This is a genomic window from Amycolatopsis japonica (genome assembly GCF_000732925.1).
Lineage (GTDB): Bacteria > Actinomycetota > Actinomycetes > Mycobacteriales > Pseudonocardiaceae > Amycolatopsis > Amycolatopsis japonica.
The window spans coordinates 4626756-4647786 of record NZ_CP008953.1 but is presented as its reverse complement, the minus strand read 5'-3'; the positions used below and the strand labels follow the sequence as shown (position 1 = coordinate 4647786).

The following is a 21031-nucleotide window of genomic DNA, read 5'->3' as shown; positions in this document are numbered from 1 at the left end:
GCGGTGATCCCAGCGGAACTGGTCACGAAGGCCCACGAGCACGTCGACTCCGGCGCGTTCTTCGCCGAACTCGCCGAGCTCGTCCGATATCCGACGGTGAGCGACCATCCGAGCGGCCGCGTTGCCATCAAGGCATACCTGGACGAGGTGCTGACCCCGGCGCTGACCGCGCTCGGCTGCTCCGTGGAGACTTACCCGAACCCCGACCCGGACGGCGGCCCGTTCCTGATCGGCACCCGTATCGAGCGCCCGGAGCTGCCGACCCTCTTGTGCTACGGCCACGCCGACGTCGTCGACGGGCACGAAGGCCGGTGGAGCGAGGGCCGGGACCCGTGGACGCTGACCGCCGACGGCGAGCGCTGGTACGGCCGCGGCTCGGCGGACAACAAGGGACAGCACCTGGTCAACCTGACCGCGCTCAGGCTCCTCCTCGCCGAAACGGGCTCGCTCGGTTTCAACGTCAAGTTCCTGTTCGAGACCGGGGAGGAGATCGGCTCGCCCGGGCTCGACGAGTTCGTCGAGGCGAACCGGGAGGCGCTGAGCGCCGACGTCCTCATCGCGTCCGACGGTCCGCGTCTGGACGCGGCGACGCCGACGCTGTTCCTCGGTGCGCGGGGCAGCGTCCGGATCGCGCTCGACGTCGATCTCCGGCCTGACGCCTACCATTCGGGGAACTGGGGTGGTGTCCTGCGTAATCCGGCCACCACCCTCGCCGGGGCGATCGCCTCTCTCGTCGACGGGCACGGCCGCGTCCAAGTGCCGGAACTCCTGCCGCCCGAGCTCCCCGACAGCGTCCGTGCGGCGCTCGCCGGCCTCGAGATCGGGAACAAACCGGGGGATCCGGCGCTGGACGACGGCTGGGGCGACACCGGCCTGACCGCGGCCGAGCGGCTGTACGGCTGGAACACGCTCGAAGTCCTTTCGCTCGGCGCGGCCGACATCGACCGCCCGGTCAACGCGATCCCTGGCCGCGCCCGGGCGATGCTGCAGCTGCGCTACGTCGCGGGGACCGACGTCGACGGCGTGGGCGAGGCGATCACGAAACATCTTGCCGCGAAAGGGTTTTCGATGGTCGACGTGACCGCGGAGGGCAGCTTCGTCGCCAGTCGCACGCCTGTCGACGACCCGTGGGTCGGCTGGGCGAAGAGCGTGCTCGACGAGGTTTCCGAGCAGCGGACGGCGATCCTGCCGAGCTTCGGCGGGGGATTGCCGAACCATGTGTTCACCGACCTGCTCGGCCTCCCGACGTTGTGGCTGCCGCACTCCTATCCCGGGTGCCTGCAGCACGCGCCCGACGAACACCTGCTCGCGCCGATCGCCCGGGAAGGGCTCGTCCTCGCCACGGCGCTGTTCCACGCGCTCGGACGGCGCGGGGAGGAGGCATGACGACCGACCAGACGGTGGCCAAGCCCCGTACGCCGTCGTCGACGCGGCGTGCGATCGCCGCGGCGACCATCGGCAACGCGCTCGAATGGTTCGACCTCGGCGTGTACGCGCTGATGGCGGCCTACATCGGCAAGACCTTCTTCCCCGGCGGGAACGCCGCCGTGCAGCTCGTCCAGGCGTACGCCGTCTTCGGCATCACGTTCCTCGTGCGCCCGCTCGGCGGTCTGGTGCTCGGCGCCTACGCCGACCGGTTCGGCCGCAAGAAGGCACTGGTACTGACCATCTGGCTGATGGTCATCGGGACGTTCCTGCTCGCGGTGATGCCGGGATACGCGACGATCGGTTTCCTCGCGCCGGTCGGCGTGATCGTCGCGCGGCTGATCCAGGGATTCGCCGCGGGCGGGGAATTCGGGGCGGCCACGTCGTTCCTGATCGAACAGGACGATCGCCGCAAAGGCTTCCTCGGTAGCTTCCAGTTCGCCAGCCAGGGTTTCGCGACGCTGATGTCCGCCGGGTTCGCCGCCGGGCTGACCGCTTCCCTCAGCGCCGACGCGATGACGTCGTGGGGCTGGCGGATCCCGTTCGTCTTCGGGCTGCTCGTCGGCCCGGTCGGCTACTACATCCGGCGTCACGTCGACGAACCCGAAGCCGCTCAAGGGAAACAGCCGACGTCGACGCCCGTCCGGACGCTGTTCCGGTTCCATTGGGGCGGTCTGCTGATCGCCGGGGGAGCGCTGGTCGTCTCGACCTCGCTGAACTTCATCCTGCAGTCGCTGCCGACGTTCGCGATCAAGAATCTCGGCCTGGACGACTCGCTGTCGTTCGTCGCTCTGATGATCACCGCGGCCATCCTGACCGTCGTGACGCCGATCGTCGGACTGCTCACCGACCGGCACGGCCGCATCCGGATCATGATCGGGGCGGCGGCGGTGATCGGGGCCGGCGTGGTGCCGCTGTACCTGTGGGTCACCACCTCGCCGTCGTTCCTGACTCTCACGGTGACGATGACGATCCTGGGACTGTTGAAGGCGACCTACTTCGGCGCGCTTCCTTCGGTGATGGCCGACGTCTTCCCGGCCCACACCAGGGCGACAGGGCTTTCGTTCGCCTACAACGCCACCGTCGGGATCTTCGGCGGATTCACGCCGACCATCGCGACCGCGATGATCGCGGCCACCGGATCGCCGGTTTCGCCCGGCTATTACCTTTTGGCGACCGCGTCGCTCAGTATTGTCGCGCTGGTCGCGGCGAATCGACGGCGCGGGATCCGGTGAATGGTGGTCAGTTCTGCTCGGGGATCGCATTCTTCAGGGCGTAACCGGGTGCCGTGCCCGGGCATGCCGAGGGGCCCGTCGCCAAGTTGGTCGGCGGGCTTCCTCGGGTTCAGCGGTGGTTGTGGCGGGGTGTTTGGAGCGGGTCGAGGTATTGCGGTGGGATGAATTCGGGTCGTCCGTTGGTGATGTGGACTGTCCAGCCGGATTGGCCGTGGATGACCATGTGGTGGTAGCGGCAGAGCAGGCAGAGGTTGTTGAGGTCGGTGTCGCCGAGCTGTCCCCACGGGAGGATGTGGTGGGCTTCGCAGTGTTTGGGTCTTCGTCGGCAGCCGGGGAATGCGCATCCGTGGTCGCGCAGGTTCAAGGCGCGTCGTTGGGCGGGGGTGACGCTGCGGGCGGCGCGGCCGATGTCGAGGGGTTCGCTTTCGCTGCCGAGGATGGCGGGGATGATTTTGGCGTCGCAGGCCAGCATGCGGGCGTGCCGGGCGGTGATCTGCGCGACCCCGTCCACGCAGGCCGCCCCCAGCCCCGAGGTCAGAGTCTCTAGGGGGATGGTGACCACGACGGTGGTGCGGTCTCCGGAGAGGGTGGGGGCTTTGTCGTTGGTCATCGCATAGTGGATCGCGTCGAACAGTGCGTCCCCATGGCGTTCGCCTGGGGTGCGGGGGTCGCGGTTGCCGTCCTCGTCGACGGGTCTTCGCTGCCCCCAGGTTTCGAACAGGGCGTTCGCGCGGGCCCCGAATTCCGGGTCGAGGAGGCCGTTGAGCCGCCACCACCCGTCGTCACGCTTGTGCAGATGCACCTCGCGTGACGGGGGTTTCAGGTCCTCGTCCTTGGGCTCGTTCCCATCGGGGTCCATATGTGCCAAGAGTTCCGCGCCGACGTTGGCGATCTCCTGCGGCCCGGCGTGGCGGGCCAAGGTGACCAGGATCTGTTCGGCGCCGGTCCGGTCATCGGCCGAGACTTCGGCCGGGATCTTCTTCAGCACCGCGAGGATCGGATCCAGCTGCTGATGCCCCAAGTCGCCCTCCGCCGCGGCGGCACCGGCGATCGGCGCGAACGCCGGGGCCGGGGTCCCGTCCAGATTCCGGCTCTCGTTCAACGCCAGAGCGCGGGCCACCGTGTCACCGGCTTCTTTCGGGCTGACCCGCGCGGTCTCGGAAAACCAACCGGCGGTCGAACCGTGCCCGAACAACTCCATCGGGCCCCGGGACTCGATCTCGACCAGGAACTGCCCGACCTCCGCCAACGCCTGCCGCGCCACCGACAACCGCTCCACCACACCATGCGCCAGCTCCCGCGCACCGGCACGCCACAACTCCTGCGGCGGTTCGAGGATACGTTGTCCGGACACCCCACAAGAATACCGTACATCGAACAAGTGTGCGAATGTGAAATAGATTCTCGAAAATCGTTCTAATTTGTGGATTAGTGTGGTGACAGGTGATATTTGGCATCTACGGGAGATAACTGGTCCAGTCATTGCCGCTAGAACGCTCAACCATCGAGACGATGGCGTGCGTTCGTTGCAACCGCCGCAGGATCTTGATCGTCTGCTCGTCCGAAAAGCCTGTCGTGATCGACCAATCCAGGCCAGATCCGAACACCTCTAGCCCCAGCGGCCATAGACGACGTTCACCTGGCCACCTGGCACCTGTTGTCACAATTAGTCGTAGCGTGATTCCAGAAGTCTCTTGCGAATGCCGTCGAGGTCGGTGTTGCTGACACCGCCGGCGAGGAGATATCGCTCGACGTCAAGGCCCTCGAGGGTGCTCAGGATGGCGGCTTGAGTCGTCGTGCCGCGGTCGGCGAGGGCGGACTGGATGATCGGTCCTTGGTCCTCGGCGCCCATCAGGGCGAACAAGGGTTTCAGGGCCTCGGTGGACAGGTCGTAATCCGCTGCGATGGCCTCCGGGCGGACGTCGGCCAGCGCCAGCAGCAGGAGGGTGACCAGGCCGGTGCGGTCTCGGCCCGCGCCACAGTGGAACAGGACACCGCCGGGTCCGCACTGGGCGAGCGCGGTGATGACGGCCGCGCATCGGCTGGCTTTCCGTTCGAGGAAGGGACGGTAGTAGAGCGGGCTGCCGTTGAGTCGTTCCTTGTTGATGTGCTGCCAGAACTCGGTGTCCTCGATGTCGTCGAGGGGTACTTCGATGCGGTCGAAGCCGTTCGGTGTGGTCGCACGTGCGGTGGCGGCGGCGAACTGGCCGGAGCCCGCCAGCGCTGTCGGGGACTTTGTCGTCGCCGGCCGGATCTCGTCGGCGTTGCGCAGATCGACAATGGTCCGGAGACCGGATTGTCGTGCCTGGGACCAACCTTCGTCGGTGACGAAACGAAGATCGGCTGCCCTGAAGAAGGCGCCGTAGCGAGTCGCACAGCCCGACCTGGTCGGCAAGCCGCCAAGATCCCTGGTGTTGTAGAAGCCTTTCCAGGTCACTACTCTGCTCGTGTTCATGGCGTGAGCGTGGATCACAATTCCCGCAACAGATACCGCTGAAGCTTCCCGCTCGCATTACGCGGCAACTCCTCGATGAACCGCACACGCCGAGGGTACTTGTACGGCGCCGCGGTCGCCTTCGCATGGTCTTGCAGGGCCCGGACCAGATCGGCGCCCGGCTCGATACCGGGCCGCGGGACGACGAACGCCGTGACGACCGAACCGCGATCCGGGTCCGGTGTGCCGATCACGGCGCATTCGTCCACGTCCGGATGGGTCAGCAGGACCTCTTCGACCTCCGGGGCGGCGATGTTGTAGCCCGACGAGATGATCATGTCGTCGCTGCGCGCGACGAACCTGAAGTAGCCGTCGGCGTCGCGCACGTAGGTGTCGCCGGTGAAGTTCCAGCCGTCACGGACGTAGTCCCGCTGGCGCGGGTCTTCGAGGTAGCGGCAGCCGGTGGGGCCGCGTACCGCCAGGAACCCGGGCGTGCCGTCCGGTACAGGCGAGCCGTCGATGTCGAGAACGGCCGCCTGGTAGCCGGGTACGACCTTGCCGGTCGCGCCGGGGCGCGCGTCGTCGTCGGCGGAGGAGATGAACACGTGCAGCATTTCGGTACTGCCGAGTCCGTCGATGAGCGGCCGCCCGACGATCTCCCGGTACTGCTCGGCCACGGGAGCGGGAAGGGATTCGCCCGCGGAGACGGCTCGCCGTACTCCGGCCAGCAGCCGGCCGTCGCCGGCGTTCAGGATCGCGCGGTACGCGGTCGGAGCGGTGAAGAGGACCGTGACCCTCTTCTCGGCGACGATGGCGGCGAGTTCCGCCGGAGTGGCGCGTTCGACGAGCAACGTCGCCGCCCCGGCGCGCAAGGGAAAGACCAGCAGGCCGCCGAGGCCGAAGGTGAACGCCAGCGGTGGTGTGCCACAGAAGAGATCGTCGGACGTCGGGCGCACGACATGCCGCGAGAACGTGTCGGCGATCGCGAGCAGATCGCGATGGAAATGCATCGTCGCTTTCGGGGAGCCCGTCGTGCCGGACGTGAACGCCAGCAGGGCGACGTCGTCGGCCGCGGTCGGGACGTCGGCGAACGTCGCCGGATGCGGTTCCGCGCGGGCGGCGAGTTCCGTTCCGTACGCCACGACGGGCAGATCGGGCGGGAGTTCGTCCAAGAGGCGCTCGTCGCAGACGGCGAGCGCGGGCTTCGCGCGGGCGACGATCTTGTCGAGTTCGGTCCGCCGCAGCATCGGCATGGTCGTGACGGCCACCGCGCCCGCCTTGAGCACGGCGAGCCATACCGTCGCGAGCCACGGCGTGTTGGTACCCCGCAGCAGTACGCGATCGCCGGGGACCACACCGAATTCGGTGACCAGGACGTGGGCGACACGGTTGGCGCGGGCCAGGACTTCGCCGTACGTCCAGGTTTCCGTGGGGGAGAGCAGACAGGGCCGGCCCGGGCCGAACCGCGCGACGGTGTCGTCGAGCAGTGCGGTCGCGGCGTTCAGCCGGTCGGGATAACGGAGTTCCGGCAGGGCGAAGACGAACTCCGGCCACTGATCGGCGGGAGGCAGCCGGTCGCGGCAGAACGGGTCGACATGCGCGCTGGGAGAAAGCCTCATCGTCGCCGCTCCTCGGTCCGGCCGTGCCCCCTCCCGCGAAGGTAGCACTTGTTACGACCGTCGAGAAGACGCGATGAAGCTCAGTCCACGACGTCGGCCACGGCCCGCGCCAGGGTGGCCCGCACGGTCTCGGGGTCGTCGAGGTTCCCGCCGTGAAGCGCGCCGTCGCGGAGGAGGACGAGGGTGCGGGCGGCGTGGTCGGGGTCGGCATGACCCTCCTCGCGCGCCAGGTCGCGGAGCACGCCGAAGAACCAGTTCCGGTGGTCGTCGATGACCTGCCGCACCTGATGTGCGGGATCGGGATATTCGGCGGCGGCGTTGAGGAACTGGCAACCGCGGAAGTCGTCGTCGAGCGTCCGGTCGCCGATGATGCCCAGTGCGGCGAGCAGTGCTTCGCGGGCGGGCTTCCCTTGCGTCGCCGCGCCGACACCCGCGCGGATCCGTTCGCTCGTGGTGCTCAGGTAGGCGGCGACGAGGTCGTCCTTGGTGGGGTAGTGGCGGTAGAACGTCGCCCTGGTCACGGCCGCTTCGGAGACCAGGCGCTCCACGCCGACGGCATGGATGCCCTCGGCGTAGAAGAGCCGCGACGCTGTCTCGAGCAGCCGGATCTTCGGGTGTACGTCCCGGTCGACAGTCGGCATCTTTCAACTCTAGAGAAAGAACGGTCATTCCACCAGGTCGCCTTCGTCACGTTGCGGAAGGCATCCGAGGGCAGCATGGTTGAGGCAGAAAGACCGATCATTCTCTCTGGCTCTGAAGGAGCAGCAATGAGCAACCAGAAGCCCACCATCGTCCTGGTCCACGGTGCTTTCGCCGACTCGTCCAGCTGGAACGGCGTCGTCCCGAAGCTGCGTGAGCAGGGCTATCGAGTGCTGGCGGCGTCGAACCCGCTGCGCGGGATCGAGTCCGACGCGGACTACGTCGCCGACGTCGTCAACGGTGTGGACGGCCCCGTGGTGCTGGCCGGGCACTCCTACGGCGGCGTCGTGATCAGCCGCGCGGCCACCACCGCGCCGAACGTCAAGGCGCTCGTCTACATCGCCGCCTTCCAGCCGGAGGCGGGGGAGAGCGTGTTCGAGCTGTCCGGCCGGTTCGAGGGCGGCAAGCTCGGCCCGGACACCACGAACGTCCTGGCTTCCCAGGGTGAGCTGTCGATCAAGCCCGAGAACTTCTCGGACGTGTTCGCGGCCGACGTCCCCACGGAGATCGCCGACGTCATGGCGGTCACCCAGCGTCCGGTCACCGAGCGCGCACTCGGCACCCCGTTCGACGGCGAGCCGGCGTGGAAGAACCTGCCGTCGTGGGCGCTGATCGCCGAGCAGGACCACGCGATCCCCGCCGCCGCGCAGGCGTTCATGTCCGACCGTGCCGGTTCGGAGGTCACCAGGGTCGACGCTTCGCACGCCGTCTCGGTCTCGCGGCCGGACGTCGTCGCGGAGGTCATCCTCGCGGCGGCCGCCAAGGTCGCCTGACCTCGGTCGCTTGACATGTGAAACCCTCCCCGGAGAGACTGCAAAAGCGTTTTTGCAGTCTCTCCGGGGAGAACCACGTGAAGGTCTTGGTGCTCGATTCGAGCCCGCGTCGTGAAGGCAACTCCTGGGCTCTCGCGCAGGCTTTGGGCAAAGGAGCGGAGGAAGCCGGGCACACGGTCGACTTCGCCCGGCTCTCCGATTTCGTCGAGTCGCCGCTGGGGGACTGCCGCGACTGCCGGCTGAGCGACCGGTCCTGCGGCATCGGGGACGGTTACGAGCGCCTGCTGTTCGATCGTGTGCTCCCGGCGGACGCGATCGTGTACGCGACACCGCTGCATTGGTACGGCATGACCGGACGGCTCAAATCCTTCTTCGACCGGCTTTTCTGTTACACCTCGGGCAGTTCGCCGCATACCGCCGACGTCGTGCCGGGGTTGATGGGCAAACGTGCCGCGGTACTGATCTCCTGCGAGGAGAGCTATCGCGGCGCGACACTCGGCCTCGAGGCCCAGTTCCAGGAACTCACCCGGTACCTGCGCCAGGACCTCGCCGGGATCGTGGTCGGCGTCGGCAACAGCCGGGGTGAGGTGGAGCGCGATCCCGCCCGGCCGTTGGCGGCGGCGGAGGACCTCGGTCGTAGGCTGGGCGACGCCGACGTCACCGACTATCGGCTGGACACCCACCGGCCGAACCGCGTCTGGGGACCGCCTGTGGAGGCCTGAGTGTCGCCGACCATCCGTGACGTCGCCGCCGCCGCGGGGGTCTCGATCACCACCGTGTCCCACGTGCTCAGCGGGCAGGGACGGATCTCCGAGCAGACCCGGCAGCGCGTCGCGCGGGCGGCGGCCGAGCTCGGCTATCAGGCGAGTGTGCACGCGCAGCAGCTGGTCACCCGGCGCAGCCGCACCCTCGCGATCCAGCTCGCGAACTCGGTCGACGCGAGCAGTGCCTGCGCGCTCGTGCCCAATTCGGATTACTTCCTCGAAGTCCTCAACGGAGCGGCCGAAGCCGCGTCGAAACGGTCGTACGGCTTGCTTTTGGCTCCGACGGACGCCGACCTCGACCGGCTGAACGCCTTCGCCGTCGACGGCGCGATCCTGGTGGATCCCCGCGGGGACGAGCCCTTCTTCGCGTCCGGCTGGTGCCGTGACCGCCCACTGGTGACCGTCGGACGGCCGATGGCGGCGCCGTGCCCGGTGCCGGTCGTCGTCGACAACGACCTGGTCGCGGCCGCCCGGCTGATGCTGGATCACTTGGCGGACAACGGTTACGAGCGGCCGGCGATGATCACCACCGACACCCGCCGGTCGTACGCGGCGGATCTGGTGGCGGGCTACACCGGCTGGATGCGGGACCGGGGGCGGGAGCCGGCGGTGGCCGAGATCGACGAGCCGCCGACCACCGAAGGAACGGCGGAGGCGTTGGGCAGGCTGCTCGACCGGCGGATCGGTCCGGACGCCGTCTTCACGACGTCGGAGAACCTCGCCCTCGGAGTGCTGCACGAGGCCCGCCGCCGACGGCTCGCGGTCCCCGGCGAGCTCGGGATCTGCAGCGCGGTCGACAGTGGTTCGCTCCGGCTCGTTTCGCCGCAGGTGACCGGGATGTTCGTGCATCCGCGTGAGGTGGGCGGCCGCGCGGCCACGGCGTTGATGGACCTCGTCGAGGGAACGGCGTCCAGCGTTGAGCCGCACCGGATCGAGGTTCCGGTGCGGCTCAACGCGCGGGAATCGACCGCTCGGGCTCACCAGGTGACGGGTAGCTCCCGCACGGTGTAGAAGACCGCGTTCTCGTCGAACTTCAGCTCTTCCAACGGGATGGCTGATTTCAGCGTCGGGATGCGGCGGAAGAGAGTGCCGTAGACGACCTGGAGTTCCACCCTGGCCAGTGGCGCGCCGAGGCACACATGCCTGCCGTGGCCGAAGGCGACGTGATGGCGGGCCTCGCGCCGCACGTCGACGGAATCCGGATCCGGGAAGGCGGCCGGGTCCCGGTTGGCCGTGCTCTTCACCGCGACGATGCCCTCGCCCGCGCGGACGAGCCTGCCGCCGATCTCCAGATCCTCCCGCGCGACGCGACGCGCTTCGGTGTGGGTGATGGAGAGGTAGCGCAGGAGTTCCTCCACCGCGCCGGCCACCCGCGCGGGATCGCCGTCCCGGACGAGGTCGAGCTGATCCGGGTTCGCCAGGAGTACGGCCGTGCCCAAGGCGATCATGCTCGCGGTGGTGTCGTGTCCGGCCACCAGGAGGAGCTGGCCCAAGGTGGCGATCTCGCGCGGGTTCATCGCGCCGGTCCTGAACTGCTCGACGGCCAGCGTGCTGAGCAGGTCCTCGCCGGGCTCGGCGTTCTTGCGGACCACCAGCTGTTCCAGGTAGCCGTTCAGATCCTCACTGGCGGCCACGGCCTTCCCTGGATCGGGCTCATCCATGACGAGCGTGTGCGCCACGCCCTGGAAGAAACCGCGGTCGGCGTAGGGCACGCCGAGCAGCTCGCAGATCACCTGGGTGGGGACCGGCAACGCGAACGCCGCCACCAGATCCACCGGCTGGGGACCGTCGAGCATCCCGTCGATGAGGTCGTCGACGATCCGCTGGATCCGAGGCCGCAGGGCCGCCATCTTCTCGATCGTGAATTCCGGGCTCAGCAGCCGTCGTTGGACGGTGTGTTCCGGTGCGTCCATCTGCATCAACGTCTTCATCGTCGTGTCGCGTGCCTTGCTCACCGCGTTGGTGTGCGGGAAGGCGGGACAGGTGGCGTCGACACTGACCCGGGGATCGGCCAAGACCGTCCGCACGTCCTCGTATCGGGTGATCAGCCACGGTGTGCCGCCATCCCAGAGCTTGACGCGCGACACCGGGTCTTCTTCGGCCCGTCGCGTCAGTTCCGGTGCCGGGTCGAAGGGGCGGTCTTCCGCGCGCGCCATGGGAAATCGCCGGTCTTCCACGGGTTCTCCTTGCTGTCGAGTACTTCGCGCTCGCAGCATGCCGGTGCGGGAGACCCCGGTAATCGGACAAATCAGACGTGAAGTGCGTCACATTTCGGTCAGGAACTCCGGCACACCGCGACCGGGGCGTCCCCGCCGTCGTCCTCGGTGGTCGCGATGAAGCCGAACGTGGTCGTCCCGCCGGCGGGCAGTACCGCGTTCCAGTCCACTTCGGACACTCGCACGCGGTCGCCGTCCTGCGCCAGGGAACCGTTCCACAGATTGGCGATGCGGGTTCCGGGTGGCATTGTCCAGCTGACCTCCCAGCCGGTGAGCCGGGTGTCCTGGGCGTTGCGCACCGACACGCGGATCTCCGAGCCGCCGGGCCAGCGGTTGGCGATCTCGTAACGCGCTTCGCACACCGGTTTCGCGGCCGGCGGGGACGGCGCCGCCACCGGGGCGACGGCGTCGGGTGGGTCACCGTCGAACAGCAGGATCCCCGTCAGGACGCCACCCGCCACCACGACACCGCCCGCGACGGCGAGCGGCAAACGCGACCGGCGGGCGGGCGCGGGAAGCCGTTTGGTGCCGGCCAGGATCGCCGGACGGCCGTCGGCGACGGCGGTGAGCATCCGTTCGGCCTCGGCCATGTCCGGCCGCTCCGCGGGATCGCGCCGGAGCATGCGCAGCAGGACGTCCGTGAGCGGGCCGGTGGTGCGCGGAGCGACGATCTCGCCGCGAGCGACCCGTTTGAGGAGCGCGATCTGGTTGGCGTCGGTGCCGAACGGCGGCGCGCCCTCCAGCACGGTGTAGAGCGTCGAGCCGAGTGAGAACACGTCCGACGGATAGCCGGGTTCCTCACCATCGGCGACCTCGGGCGAGAGGTACGCGGGAGTGCCGACGACGAGCCCGCCGCCGGTCATGGTCCCTTCACCGGTGGCGTGGGACAGGCCGAAATCGGCGATCTTCGCGTTCCCGTCGCCGGTGATCAGGATGTTGTTGGGCGTGACGTCGCGGTGCAGGATCCCGTCCTCGTGCGCGGCGGCCAGCGCCGAGGCGATCCGCGCGCCGAGTTCCGCCACCCGTCCGGCGGGGAGCGGACCGTCGTCCGCGAGGAGGTCCGTCAGCGGCCGCGACGGCAGGTATTCCATGACCAGGAACGGGGTTCCGTCCTGTTCCACGACGTCGTACACGGTGACGGCGTGCGGATGCTTGAGCCGTGCGGCGACCCTGGCCTCCCGCATCGCGCGCACGATCGACCGGAACGGCGCGCCGTCCGGCGAGGAGTCCGGCAGCATCTGTTTGAGCGCCACCGTGCGGTCGAGCCGCTCGTCCCGCGCCCGCCACACCACGCCCATCGAGCCCCGGCCGACCTCGCGTTCCAGCCGGTAACGTCCGGCAATGACGGCATCCCGGTTCACGGACGCAACTGTATCCGCTAGGGGAGCCGTGCCTCCTGGACCGGCGCCCCGGCGGCCGCGAGCCAGGCTTCGGCGAGCAGGCGATGTCCCAGCGGGCTGGGGTGGACGCCGTCCGGGGCCAGCGTCGCCGCCCCGTGCTCGGCGGCCGCCCGCGGCATGAACAGATCCGCACGGATCAGCCGCGCGCCGAACTCGGTCGCCACGTCGATCGCGGTTTCGATGCGGGGCGCGAGATCTGCGACCCACTCCTGCTGCTCAGGCTCCACCGGCAGCAGGAACGGTGTGATCACGTACAACTCGGCCGGGAGATGCTGCCGCGCGCCGGCCAGCAGCCGGGAGTAGGCGGCGCGGAACTTCTCGATCGGGCTCGGCAGGCCGCGGTCGAACGTCCGCCAGGTGTCGTTGATGCCGATCTTCACCGTCAGCACCGTGGGACGCGCGGCGAGGACGTCGGTGGTCCACCGGGCTTCGAGATCGTAGATCCGGTTGCCGTTGATCCCGCGGTTGACCACCTCCGGCCCGTCGCCGAGGAGGTCCGCGATCTGCCGGACGTAGCCCTTGCCGAGCGACGCCGGATCGGTGCGGTCGCGGCTGGAATCGGTGATGGAGTCGCCGGCGAACAGCAGGCGGTCGGCCTCGGTGAACCTCACGCGCCCGCCTCGATCAGCTTCCGCAGCGAGTCGGCCTCGCCGGGGATCAGGTCCGGGTCGTTGTCCGGGACGAATTCCAGCAACGCGTCGAGCGGTCGCCCCGCCTTGGCGAGCAGACCGAAGGCCCGTGTCCAGAGCTCCGTCCGGAAGGTCAGCGGATGCCGCTCGTTGCTGGGCCACCACGAGAACACGTGCACCGCGCGGACCTGGTCGAGTACCAGTTCCAGCCCCGCCAGCGCCTGCTCGTCCGGCAGATCCTGCGGCGGTTGCCAGTAGGTGCCGAGATTGTCGCGGCCCACCTCTTCGAGCAGCCGCACGGTCGATTCGGCGGTGTCGGTCAGCGTCCCGCCGTGGAACTCCAGCGCGACTTCGAGACCGTGTTCGTTCGCGACGTCGGCGGCCTCGCGGAGCCCGGCGACGATCTGCTCGCGCTCGTAGGAGTCGACGTCCTCGGAGCCCGCTTTCCCCGCCCACACCCGGATCCGCGAGGCACCGAGCCGGACCGCGGTGGCGGCGATCTCGCCGAACTTCCCGGCCTCCATCGGGGTCGCGCGGAAGTAGGAACCGTAGGAGTCGCAGGTCAGCCCGTGCCGTGCCATGGCCTCGAACGCGCGCTCGGCCGCCCAGTCGTCACCGGGGCGCACATGGACGTCGGCACCCCATTCGATCACCTGCAGTCCCGCCTTCTCGGCGCGACAGGCGACCTCGTCGGCGTCCAGCCGTCGCAGCGTCACCGAACACAGTCCCGGGCGGATCATTTTCCCTCCAACGGTTGAGTGCTTTCCCGCAGCACGACCTCGCCGGTGATCGGCTTGACACGGGGACCGTCCGCGCGGTGGTCGAGGATGAAGTCGAGGGCCTGTTCGCCCATGCGCTCGATCGGCACGCGCACAGTGGACAGCGACGGCCTTATGTCCCGCAACGTAATAATGTCGTCGAATCCGGCGATCGCGATCTGCGCGGGCACCTGCAGCCCGCGGTCGCGGCAGGCGGCCATCGCGCCGACGGCCATCACGTCGTTGACCGCGAACACGCAGCCGCGGAAGCCGTTCTCGATCGCCCGCACCATCGCCGCGTAGCCGCCGTCGCGGGTGAAGTCCGCGCGCAGCACGTGGTTCTCGGGCAAGGGGACGCCTTGCCGGGCGAGGCCGTCACGGAAACCCAGCACCCGGTCCCGGGAGGTCAGCAGGCCGGACGGCCCGGCGAGGACGAGGAAGTCGCGGTGCCCGAGCAGGGCGAGTCGTTCGGCCAGGTCCGCCGCTCCCGCGCGGTTCTCCAGCATGACCGTGTCGAAGGGGAGCTTCCGCTGCCCGATCACCACGACCTGGCCGTCGGCGGCCTCGAACGCCTTGAGCTCCTTGGTCAGATTCCGTTGCAGGGCACTGTCTTCGTTACGCGACCCGGCGAGGATGACCGCTCGCGCCCGCTGCCCGCGCAGCGTCGTGACGTACTCGAGTTCCTTCTCCGGATGGTTCTCGGTGCTCGCGATGGTGACCGTCAGCCCGTGCCGGGCGGCCACGCGCATGACGCCGGACGCGATCGAGGAGAAGTACGGGTCGACGATGTCGTGCACCAGCAGCCCGACGACGTTGCCGCGACCGCGGGCCATCGCCTGCGCGGGCACGTTCGCCGTGTACTGCAGGCGTTCCGCGGCCCGTAGCACCGATTCGCGCAGGGTGCCGCTGACCTGTCTGGTCCCGCCGTTGAGCGCCCTCGACGCCGTCGCGAGCGACACTCCGGCCTCGCGGGCGACGTCGGCCAGGGTGGCCGAGCCCGCGGCACGCTGCGCCATGGTTCCTCCTCGGTGGTGCGGTGGGGCTCACGCCGGCGTGGGCTGACGCCGGCGTGAGCCCGGCTCTGATGTCGACCGCCTCGCTACGGAGCGGCGGGGCCGACATCCGCGGTGGTGAGCGGCCGGTTGGCGATGGCGGCCGTCGAGTACTCGTCGGCGCCGACGTCACGCAGGCTGCCGCGGGACTGACCGTCGATGTCCAGCGTGACCGGCGCGGTCGAGAGGGTCGCCGCGTCGATCGCCGGGCTGCCCGCGGCGAGCCGCGAGACGCCGTCGGTGCCCTGCACGAGCTTCGGGTCGACCCGGCGGAAGGTGCCCGCCGGGATGTTGCCGTCCCCGCCCGAACCCCACAGGATGTTGCCGGACCAGGTGAAGTTGCCCGTGGTGCTCATCGCGACCAGGTCGCCGCTGCCGCTGACGAAGAGGTTGTCCGAGATCGTGCAGTCGCGCGGTTCGATCGTCCGTTTGGTCTCGCCGGCGAGTGTGCCGCCGTTGTTCAGCAGCGTGTTGTGCGCGATGAGCACGCGGTCCGCCGCGTCGTTGCCACGCCGGGATTCCTTCGATTCACCCGGGAAGTGGTCACGGACGGAGCCACTGCCGACGACCAGCGCGGTACTGGACACCCCGGCGACGTAGTTGTTGAGGATCTTGTGGTCGTTGCCGTAGATCCGGATGCCTTCCTTGCCGCCGAGGATGAAGTTGGATTCGACGACGGTCTTGTTGCCGTGGCGCAGCACGATGCCGCCGAGGCTGTTCCGGATGGTGTTGTTGCGGATGAAGTTGCCCGACGACTTGACCGAGATCGCCTCCGGGTCGCCGTTCGCGCGTTCGAACAGGTTGTACTCCACCGTGGCACCGGCGGTGCTGAGCGCGCGCGGGCTGACGCCGAGCCGGATCGGCTCGCCGCCGTTGTCGCCGGAGAAGGTGTGGTCGGAGAAGTAGTTCCGCACGACGTGGACGCCGGTCGCCATCTTGTCGTCGTCCGCGCCCTCGATGCAGAGCATGACACCGAGCGTCGTCTTGTGGTGGAAGTGGTTGCGGTCGATCTTGCTGTAGTCGGCGCGGACCATCACCCAGTGCAGGTCCGGGAGGTCGGCGAACTGGAGATCGTTGCGGGTCAGGCGGATCCGGGAGCAGTTCGCCGGGATCTCCAGCGTGGTGCTCTGCCGGAAATTGAACCCGCTGAGCGTGACGCCGGTGGAGTCGTCGAAGACGAAGCTCTGCTCGCCGTTGAACGTCACCCCGCCGCGGGTCTGGGCGACGATGGTGATCGGCTGGTCCTTCGTGCCGCGCCTGCCCTTGATGCTGATCGGTTTGCCCGTCGGCACGGTGTACGCGCCGTCGTTCACCGTGATGACGGTGCCGGGGACCGCCTGGTTGATCGCGTTCTGCAGTTCGGTCAGCGAACCGACGTTCAGGGCGCAGAGCCGCTTCGGCTTGGCCGACGCCGTGCCCGCGGTGACCCAGGGGACGGTGATCAGCGCGGCGCCGAGGGTGGCGCCGCTGAGGAACCTTCTGCGATCCATGATGCCTCCGTGCTCAATCGGTGGGGCGGGTTTCGGCGGCGGGGCTTTCCGTGCTCAGGAACAGTTCGATCACCGGGACCGGGGTGTCCGGTTTCCGGATGGGGAGTTTCAGGGTGAGCGTGCCTTCCGGCTGCACGCCCATCTGGGTGTTCTGCGCGGTCTGCCCGGGATCCGTGTGCACCTGCCGGATTTCCGAGGCGTCGTCGAGCAAGTGGGCGTAACGCACCCGCCCGGCGAGCCCGGGCAGGTGGACGTGGTTCATCGGCCAGCTGAACAGGTGCAGGTACAGCCGGTCGCCGCGCTGGGTGTAGCGGCCGTCGGCGGGCGCGGTGAACTCCGAGGGACCGCAGCCGCGGATGGAGCGTTCGTGCCGGTCCATCCAGCGGCCGAGCTCGGCGAGCACCTCGTGCGCGCGGGGGTCGATCTCGCCCCGGCCGTTCGGGCCGACGTTGAGCAGCAGGTTGCCGTCCTTGGACACGCCGTCGACCAGCATCCGGATGAGCAGCTCAGGGCTCTTGTAGTCGAGGTTGTCGCGGTCGTAACCCCAGCTGCCGTTCAGCGTCTGGCACGCCTCCCACACCACGGGGACACCGTCGCGGGTCATCGGGCCGGACGGCTGGTACTGCTCCGGGGTGATGAAGTCGCCTGGGATCCCGGTGCGGTCGTTGACCAGGATGCCGGGCTGCAGTTCGCGGACCAGCGCGAGCAGGCCGGGGGAGTCCCAGTCGTCCGGTCCCTTGCCGCCCCACCATTCCTTGCGGCCCTTGTAGGAGAAATCGAAGAACAGGTAGTCGATCGTGCCGAAGCGGGTGAGCAGTTCGCGCACCTGACCGTGGAGATAGAGCCGGTACTCGGCGATGTCGGCGTACTGGTGCGCCGCGATGTACTCCGCGTCGTCACGGCGGGGATGGGTGCCGTCGACGGGGAAAGCCGGGTGGTGCCAGTCGATCAGCGAGTGGTAGAAGCCGACCTTCAGGCCTTCCTCACGGCACGCGTCGACGAACGGGCCGAGCAGATCCTTGCCGTACGGCGTGTTCGTCACCTTGAAGTCGGTGAGGTCGCTGTCCCACAGGCAGAAACCGTCGTGGTGCTTGGTGGTCAGCACGACGTAGGTCATGCCCGCGGCCTTCGCGGCCCGCGCCCAGGACCGCGGGTCGTACTTGTCCGGCTCGAAGTGGTCGAAGTAGACCCGGTACTGCTCGTCGGTCAGCTTCTCGTGGTTCTGCACCCATTCGTGCCGGGCGGCCAGCGAATACAGTCCCCAGTGGACGAACATCCCGAACCGGTCGTGGGTGAACCAGGCGGTGGAACTCACTTCAGGATCGCTCCTTGCAGATGGTGGGTCAGCCCTTGAGCGCGCCCGAGGCGAGGCCGCGGACGAACGAACGCTGGAAGAACAGGAACGCGGCGACCGACGGGAGCAGCGCCAGCAGGGACGCGGCCATGATCACGCCGGGGGTGACGTTCGTGTCGATCCGCAGGGTCCGCAGGGCCAGCGGCAGGGTGTAGGTCGAGGCGTCGGTCGACACCAGCAACGGCAGCAGGTACTGGTCCCAGATCATCGTGAAGCCGAAGACGCCGATCACGCCGAGTGCGGGCTTGCACATCGGAAGGATGATCTGCGCGAAGATCCGCAGATCACCGGCGCCGTCGATCCGCGCGGCCTCTTCGAGTTCGCGGGGGACGTCCTTCATGAACTCGGTCATCACCAGGATCGAAAACGCCCACGCGCCCAGCGGCACGATCATCCCGGCGAGGCTGCCGATCAGATTGAGGTGCACCACCGGCAGATCCGACAGGATCAGCGACAGCGGGATCGCGAGGATCTCCTCCGGCAGCATCAGCGTCGCCAGGATCGCGACCAGCACGAAGGTCATGAACCGGAACTTCTTGCGCGCCAACGCGTAGCCTGCCAGCACCGAGATGACGACTTGCAGCAGGAGGCCGAAGCCGACCACCAGGAACGAGTTGAGGAGATACATCCCCACGCCCAGGTCGAAGGCGATGCCGAAGTTGTCCAGGGTCGGGCTGGACGGGACGACGCTCAACGCCGTCGGATCGGAGACGTCGTTGAACGCGCTGACCAGCAGCGCCAGCAGCGGCCCGGCGAACACCAGGAGCAGCAGGGCGTACAGGACGAACTTCAGGATCCGTCCGCCCGGCGATTTGACGGCGTCGAGGCCGAGCGCCGAATCGTTGGCCGCGGTCATGCGTCTCGCCTCCGTCGGAGCACCTGGACGAACAGGGTGAGCACGAGCGTCGCGAGGAACAGCAGGACCGCGCCCGCCGCACCGACGCCCAGCCGGTTCTGTTCCAGGCCGAGTTTGTAGATCAGGGTCATCGCCACCTCGGTCGAGCCGTTCGGCCCGCCGTTGGTCAGCAGGAACACCTCGGTGAACACGCGCAGGCCGCGGATCGCCGCGAGGACGAACAGGATCGAGAACACCGACCGCAGGCCCGGCAGCGTCACGTGGAGGATCTTGCGCCAGCGGGAGGCACCGTCCACAGTGGCCGCTTCGTAGAGGCCGCGGTCGATACCCGCCAAACCGGCGAGGAAGATCATCATGTCGTACGGGGCGCCGCGCCAGATCCCGGTGATGATCACCGAGATCATCGACGAATCGGGATCGTTGATGAATCCCGACGGGCCAAGGCCGACCAGGCCGAGGATGGAGTTCAGCATCCCGTCCTCGGTCGGGTGGTACATGATCCGCCAGAGCTCGGCGACCACCGCGATCGGCACGACCACCGGGAGGAAGGCCGCCGACCGCAGGAACTTCAGCCGCTTGCTCTGGCCCTCCATCAGCAGGGCGAGCGCGAGGCCGATGATCATCGACCCCGCGGTCTGCCCGACCGCGATCACGACGGTGTGCCAGATCGCGGAGTGGAACGCCTCGTCACCGAGGACGGTGCTGTAGTTCTGCCCGCCGACCCACTGGTTGCCCAGGTACGGCTGGACGTCCTGGAAGGACATCGTCACCGCGGTGATCATCGGGATGAACTTGAAGTACACGAACAGGATGAGGGCGGGGGCCAGGAACAGCCACGGCGTCCACCACTTCCCGTCGCGGTCGCTGCGCCTGCGGGCCTTCGGCGCGGGCGTCCGCTTCACGGCGGGACGGTCCGCGCCGACGGCCGCCGGCTTGGCGTGATCTACGGTCATGAGGCGCTGATCCCCTGTTGCTGCAAGGTCGCGGTGAGCTTGGTGTCGAGTTTGGACAGTTCCGCCTTGAGATCGAGCTTGCAGTCGGCGACGAGCGCGCTGATCGTGTCGGCGGTGTCCTGGCGGACCGGCGTCCAGTTCGGGATGGACGGCGCGTAGTGGCCGGACTTCGCGTAGATCTCGGCGTAGGTCTTCCACCGCGGGTCGGAGCGGACCTGGGTGATGTCGACGTTCTTGTTCACCGGGAGCTGCACGATGAAGGCCGACTCGCCTTCCATGCCGATCTTCTGGCCGTCGGCCGAGATCGCGAAGTCACCGAACGCGTCCTGCCCCGCCTGGTTCGGCGAACCGGCCATCATGAAGATCGACAGACCCTCGGCGAGGACGTCGGCGTTCTTGGCGCCCTTCGGCATCGGGACGACCTCGTACTTGTCCTTGCCGAGCGACTTGTCGAAGCGCGGCAGCAGGTACGGGCCGACGACGTACATCCCGGCCTTGCCCGCTTCGAAGGTCTCGTTGGTCGCCGGGGTCGGCATGGTGACCGAACCGGGCTGGATCACGTTGTCCTTGCAACCGAGGTCGCGGAACCACTGCACCGCGGCCACGGATTCGGGGGTGCTCATCGCCGGCTTGTACTTGCCGCCACCGGTTTCGGTGATGAAGTCGCCGCCCGCGGCCCACAGGAAGTTCGAGAAGTACCAGGAGGCGTAACCCCGCTTGGTCGACAGCGTCGCGTTCAGGCCCGCGGTGTCGTTCTTCCCGTTGCCGTCGGGGTCGCCGGTGGTGAAGGCCTTGGCGAGGTCCGCCAGTTCGGCCCAGTTCTGCGGGACGCCCTTGCCGAGCTTCTCGCGCCAGTCCTTGCGGATCAGCAGCGCCGAAGCCTGCGCGCTGTAGGGCAGGCCGTACAGCTTGCCGTCCGGGGTCTGGTTGGACTTCAGCGCCTGCTCGGTGAGCTCCGACGCGTGCTTGATCTTGCCCTGTTCGATCTCACGCACGAGACCCTGGCTCTTCAGTGTGCCGACCTGGGTGACGTCGTTCATCACGATGTCCGGCAGGTCGCGCTGGGCGGCGCGCTGGGCGAGCTTCGTCTCGAAGTCGTCGAAGATCGCGGTGACCTGCACCTTGAATCCCGTGGCCTTCTCGAAGGCTTCCGCGAGCCGCTTGGTGGCCTGTTCGCCGGCGCCGCCGGGGGTCGTCCGGGTCCACAGTTCCAACGGCGCCTTGGTGTCCTGCGCGACGTTCGTTCCGGCGGGGCCTGCCGAGCAGCCCGAAAGGACCAGCGCTGAGACAGTGAGTCCCACGCCGATCCACCGCGATTTCCGCATCGCTTCTCCTGTTCACTGTGGACCACGCTGTCTACCTCGGAGGGGACGG

Annotated in this window: 18 protein-coding genes and 1 pseudogene; 5 read left to right on the top strand and 14 right to left on the bottom strand. The window is 68.4% G+C overall.

The features are described from left to right. Positions 1-3: 3 nt before the first annotated feature. Positions 4-1386, top strand: coding sequence for a M20 family metallopeptidase (locus tag AJAP_RS21550; protein ID WP_038514634.1), 1383 nt, complete (start codon positions 4-6; stop codon positions 1384-1386). Next, positions 1383-2660, top strand: coding sequence for an MFS transporter (locus tag AJAP_RS21545; RefSeq protein ID WP_038514631.1), 1278 nt, complete (start codon positions 1383-1385; stop codon positions 2658-2660). The genes AJAP_RS21550 and AJAP_RS21545 overlap by 4 nt, the downstream gene beginning before the upstream one ends. 109 nt (positions 2661-2769) lie before the next feature. Here AJAP_RS21545 and AJAP_RS21540 read toward each other — a convergent pair whose 3' ends face one another. The 4 genes from AJAP_RS21540 to AJAP_RS21525 form a co-directional block, all read right to left on the bottom strand. After that, positions 2770-4014, bottom strand: coding sequence for an HNH endonuclease signature motif containing protein (locus tag AJAP_RS21540; protein ID WP_038514628.1), 1245 nt, complete (start codon positions 4012-4014; stop codon positions 2770-2772). Between the two features lie 312 nt (positions 4015-4326). Beyond that, complete coding sequence (locus AJAP_RS21535; RefSeq protein ID WP_038514625.1) at positions 4327-5115, bottom strand: tyrosine-protein phosphatase; 789 nt, start codon at positions 5113-5115, stop codon at positions 4327-4329. Between the two features lie 14 nt (positions 5116-5129). Then, on the bottom strand, positions 5130-6713 hold the full coding sequence (locus tag AJAP_RS21530) for an AMP-binding protein (protein ID WP_038514623.1): 1584 nt from the start codon (positions 6711-6713) through the stop codon (positions 5130-5132). Between the two features lie 80 nt (positions 6714-6793). Then, on the bottom strand, positions 6794-7354 hold the full coding sequence (locus tag AJAP_RS21525) for a TetR/AcrR family transcriptional regulator (RefSeq protein WP_038514621.1): 561 nt from the start codon (positions 7352-7354) through the stop codon (positions 6794-6796). Between the two features lie 126 nt (positions 7355-7480). Here AJAP_RS21525 and AJAP_RS21520 point away from each other — a divergent pair, with 126 nt between their 5' ends. From AJAP_RS21520 to AJAP_RS21510, 3 genes are all read left to right on the top strand, one after another. Beyond that, a complete protein-coding gene (locus AJAP_RS21520; protein WP_038514618.1) occupies positions 7481-8185 on the top strand; it encodes an alpha/beta fold hydrolase in 705 nt (234 codons plus the stop codon). A 77-nt stretch (positions 8186-8262) separates the two neighbouring features. Continuing rightward, the gene (locus AJAP_RS21515) at positions 8263-8907 is read left to right on the top strand and encodes a flavodoxin family protein (protein ID WP_038514615.1); all 645 of its coding nucleotides are present in this window, start codon (positions 8263-8265) and stop codon (positions 8905-8907) included. Further along, positions 8908-9960 carry a LacI family DNA-binding transcriptional regulator gene (locus tag AJAP_RS21510; RefSeq protein ID WP_051972544.1) on the top strand — a complete coding sequence of 351 codons (1053 nt, stop codon included), beginning with the start codon at positions 8908-8910 and terminating at the stop codon, positions 9958-9960. On the opposite strand, the gene AJAP_RS21505 is transcribed toward AJAP_RS21510, so the two are convergent. From AJAP_RS21505 to AJAP_RS21460, 10 genes and pseudogenes are all read right to left on the bottom strand, one after another. Continuing rightward, positions 9927-11165, bottom strand: a complete 1239-nt coding sequence (locus AJAP_RS21505) for a cytochrome P450 (RefSeq protein WP_051972543.1) — start codon at positions 11163-11165, stop codon at positions 9927-9929. The genes AJAP_RS21510 and AJAP_RS21505 overlap by 34 nt on opposite strands. A gap of 59 nt (positions 11166-11224) precedes the next feature. Then, positions 11225-12526, bottom strand: a complete 1302-nt coding sequence (locus AJAP_RS21500) for a protein kinase domain-containing protein (protein ID WP_038514609.1) — start codon at positions 12524-12526, stop codon at positions 11225-11227. Between the two features lie 17 nt (positions 12527-12543). After that, positions 12544-13176, bottom strand: coding sequence for an SGNH/GDSL hydrolase family protein (locus AJAP_RS21495; protein WP_038514607.1), 633 nt, complete (start codon positions 13174-13176; stop codon positions 12544-12546). After that, positions 13173-13934, bottom strand: a complete 762-nt coding sequence (locus AJAP_RS21490) for a sugar phosphate isomerase/epimerase family protein (RefSeq protein WP_174492035.1) — start codon at positions 13932-13934, stop codon at positions 13173-13175. Before AJAP_RS21490 ends, AJAP_RS21495 begins: the two co-directional genes overlap by 4 nt. Continuing rightward, positions 13931-14968, bottom strand: coding sequence for a LacI family DNA-binding transcriptional regulator (locus AJAP_RS21485; protein ID WP_038514604.1), 1038 nt, complete (start codon positions 14966-14968; stop codon positions 13931-13933). Before AJAP_RS21485 ends, AJAP_RS21490 begins: the two co-directional genes overlap by 4 nt. An 83-nt stretch (positions 14969-15051) precedes the next feature. Next, positions 15052-16494 (bottom strand): polysaccharide lyase 6 family protein, encoded by a 1443-nt coding sequence (locus AJAP_RS21480; protein ID WP_038514603.1) that lies wholly within the window; start codon positions 16492-16494, stop codon positions 15052-15054. A gap of 13 nt (positions 16495-16507) precedes the next feature. After that, positions 16508-17812: pseudogene (locus tag AJAP_RS21475) on the bottom strand (alpha-L-fucosidase); the annotation flags it as partial. Positions 17813-17837: 25 nt separating this feature from the next. Further along, complete coding sequence (locus tag AJAP_RS21470; protein ID WP_038514598.1) at positions 17838-18704, bottom strand: carbohydrate ABC transporter permease; 867 nt, start codon at positions 18702-18704, stop codon at positions 17838-17840. Further along, the gene (locus AJAP_RS21465; protein WP_038514595.1) at positions 18701-19657 is read right to left on the bottom strand and encodes a carbohydrate ABC transporter permease; all 957 of its coding nucleotides are present in this window, start codon (positions 19655-19657) and stop codon (positions 18701-18703) included. The genes AJAP_RS21470 and AJAP_RS21465 overlap by 4 nt, the downstream gene beginning before the upstream one ends. Beyond that, the gene (locus AJAP_RS21460; RefSeq protein WP_038514592.1) at positions 19654-20982 is read right to left on the bottom strand and encodes a sugar ABC transporter substrate-binding protein; all 1329 of its coding nucleotides are present in this window, start codon (positions 20980-20982) and stop codon (positions 19654-19656) included. The genes AJAP_RS21465 and AJAP_RS21460 overlap by 4 nt, the downstream gene beginning before the upstream one ends. Positions 20983-21031: the final 49 nt, after the last annotated feature.

Bases quoted from the DNA above. Each gene is read 5' to 3' on its own strand.
- AJAP_RS21465 (WP_038514595.1), bottom strand. From the start codon at position 19,657: ATGACCGTAGATCACGCCAAGCCGGCGGCCGTCGGCGCGGACCGTCCC.
- AJAP_RS21480 (WP_038514603.1), bottom strand. From the start codon at position 16,494: ATGGATCGCAGAAGGTTCCTCAGCGGCGCCACCCTCGGCGCCGCGCTG.
- AJAP_RS21525 (WP_038514621.1), bottom strand. From the start codon at position 7,354: ATGCCGACTGTCGACCGGGACGTACACCCGAAGATCCGGCTGCTCGAG.
- AJAP_RS21460 (WP_038514592.1), bottom strand. From the start codon at position 20,982: ATGCGGAAATCGCGGTGGATCGGCGTGGGACTCACTGTCTCAGCGCTG.
- AJAP_RS21530 (WP_038514623.1), bottom strand. From the start codon at position 6,713: ATGAGGCTTTCTCCCAGCGCGCATGTCGACCCGTTCTGCCGCGACCGG.
- AJAP_RS21485 (WP_038514604.1), bottom strand. From the start codon at position 14,968: ATGGCGCAGCGTGCCGCGGGCTCGGCCACCCTGGCCGACGTCGCCCGC.
- AJAP_RS21535 (WP_038514625.1), bottom strand. From the start codon at position 5,115: ATGAACACGAGCAGAGTAGTGACCTGGAAAGGCTTCTACAACACCAGG.
- AJAP_RS21545 (WP_038514631.1), top strand. From the start codon at position 1,383: ATGACGACCGACCAGACGGTGGCCAAGCCCCGTACGCCGTCGTCGACG.
- AJAP_RS21470 (WP_038514598.1), bottom strand. From the start codon at position 18,704: ATGACCGCGGCCAACGATTCGGCGCTCGGCCTCGACGCCGTCAAATCG.
- AJAP_RS21505 (WP_051972543.1), bottom strand. From the start codon at position 11,165: ATGCTGCGAGCGCGAAGTACTCGACAGCAAGGAGAACCCGTGGAAGAC.
- AJAP_RS21520 (WP_038514618.1), top strand. From the start codon at position 7,481: ATGAGCAACCAGAAGCCCACCATCGTCCTGGTCCACGGTGCTTTCGCC.
- AJAP_RS21490 (WP_174492035.1), bottom strand. From the start codon at position 13,934: ATGATCCGCCCGGGACTGTGTTCGGTGACGCTGCGACGGCTGGACGCC.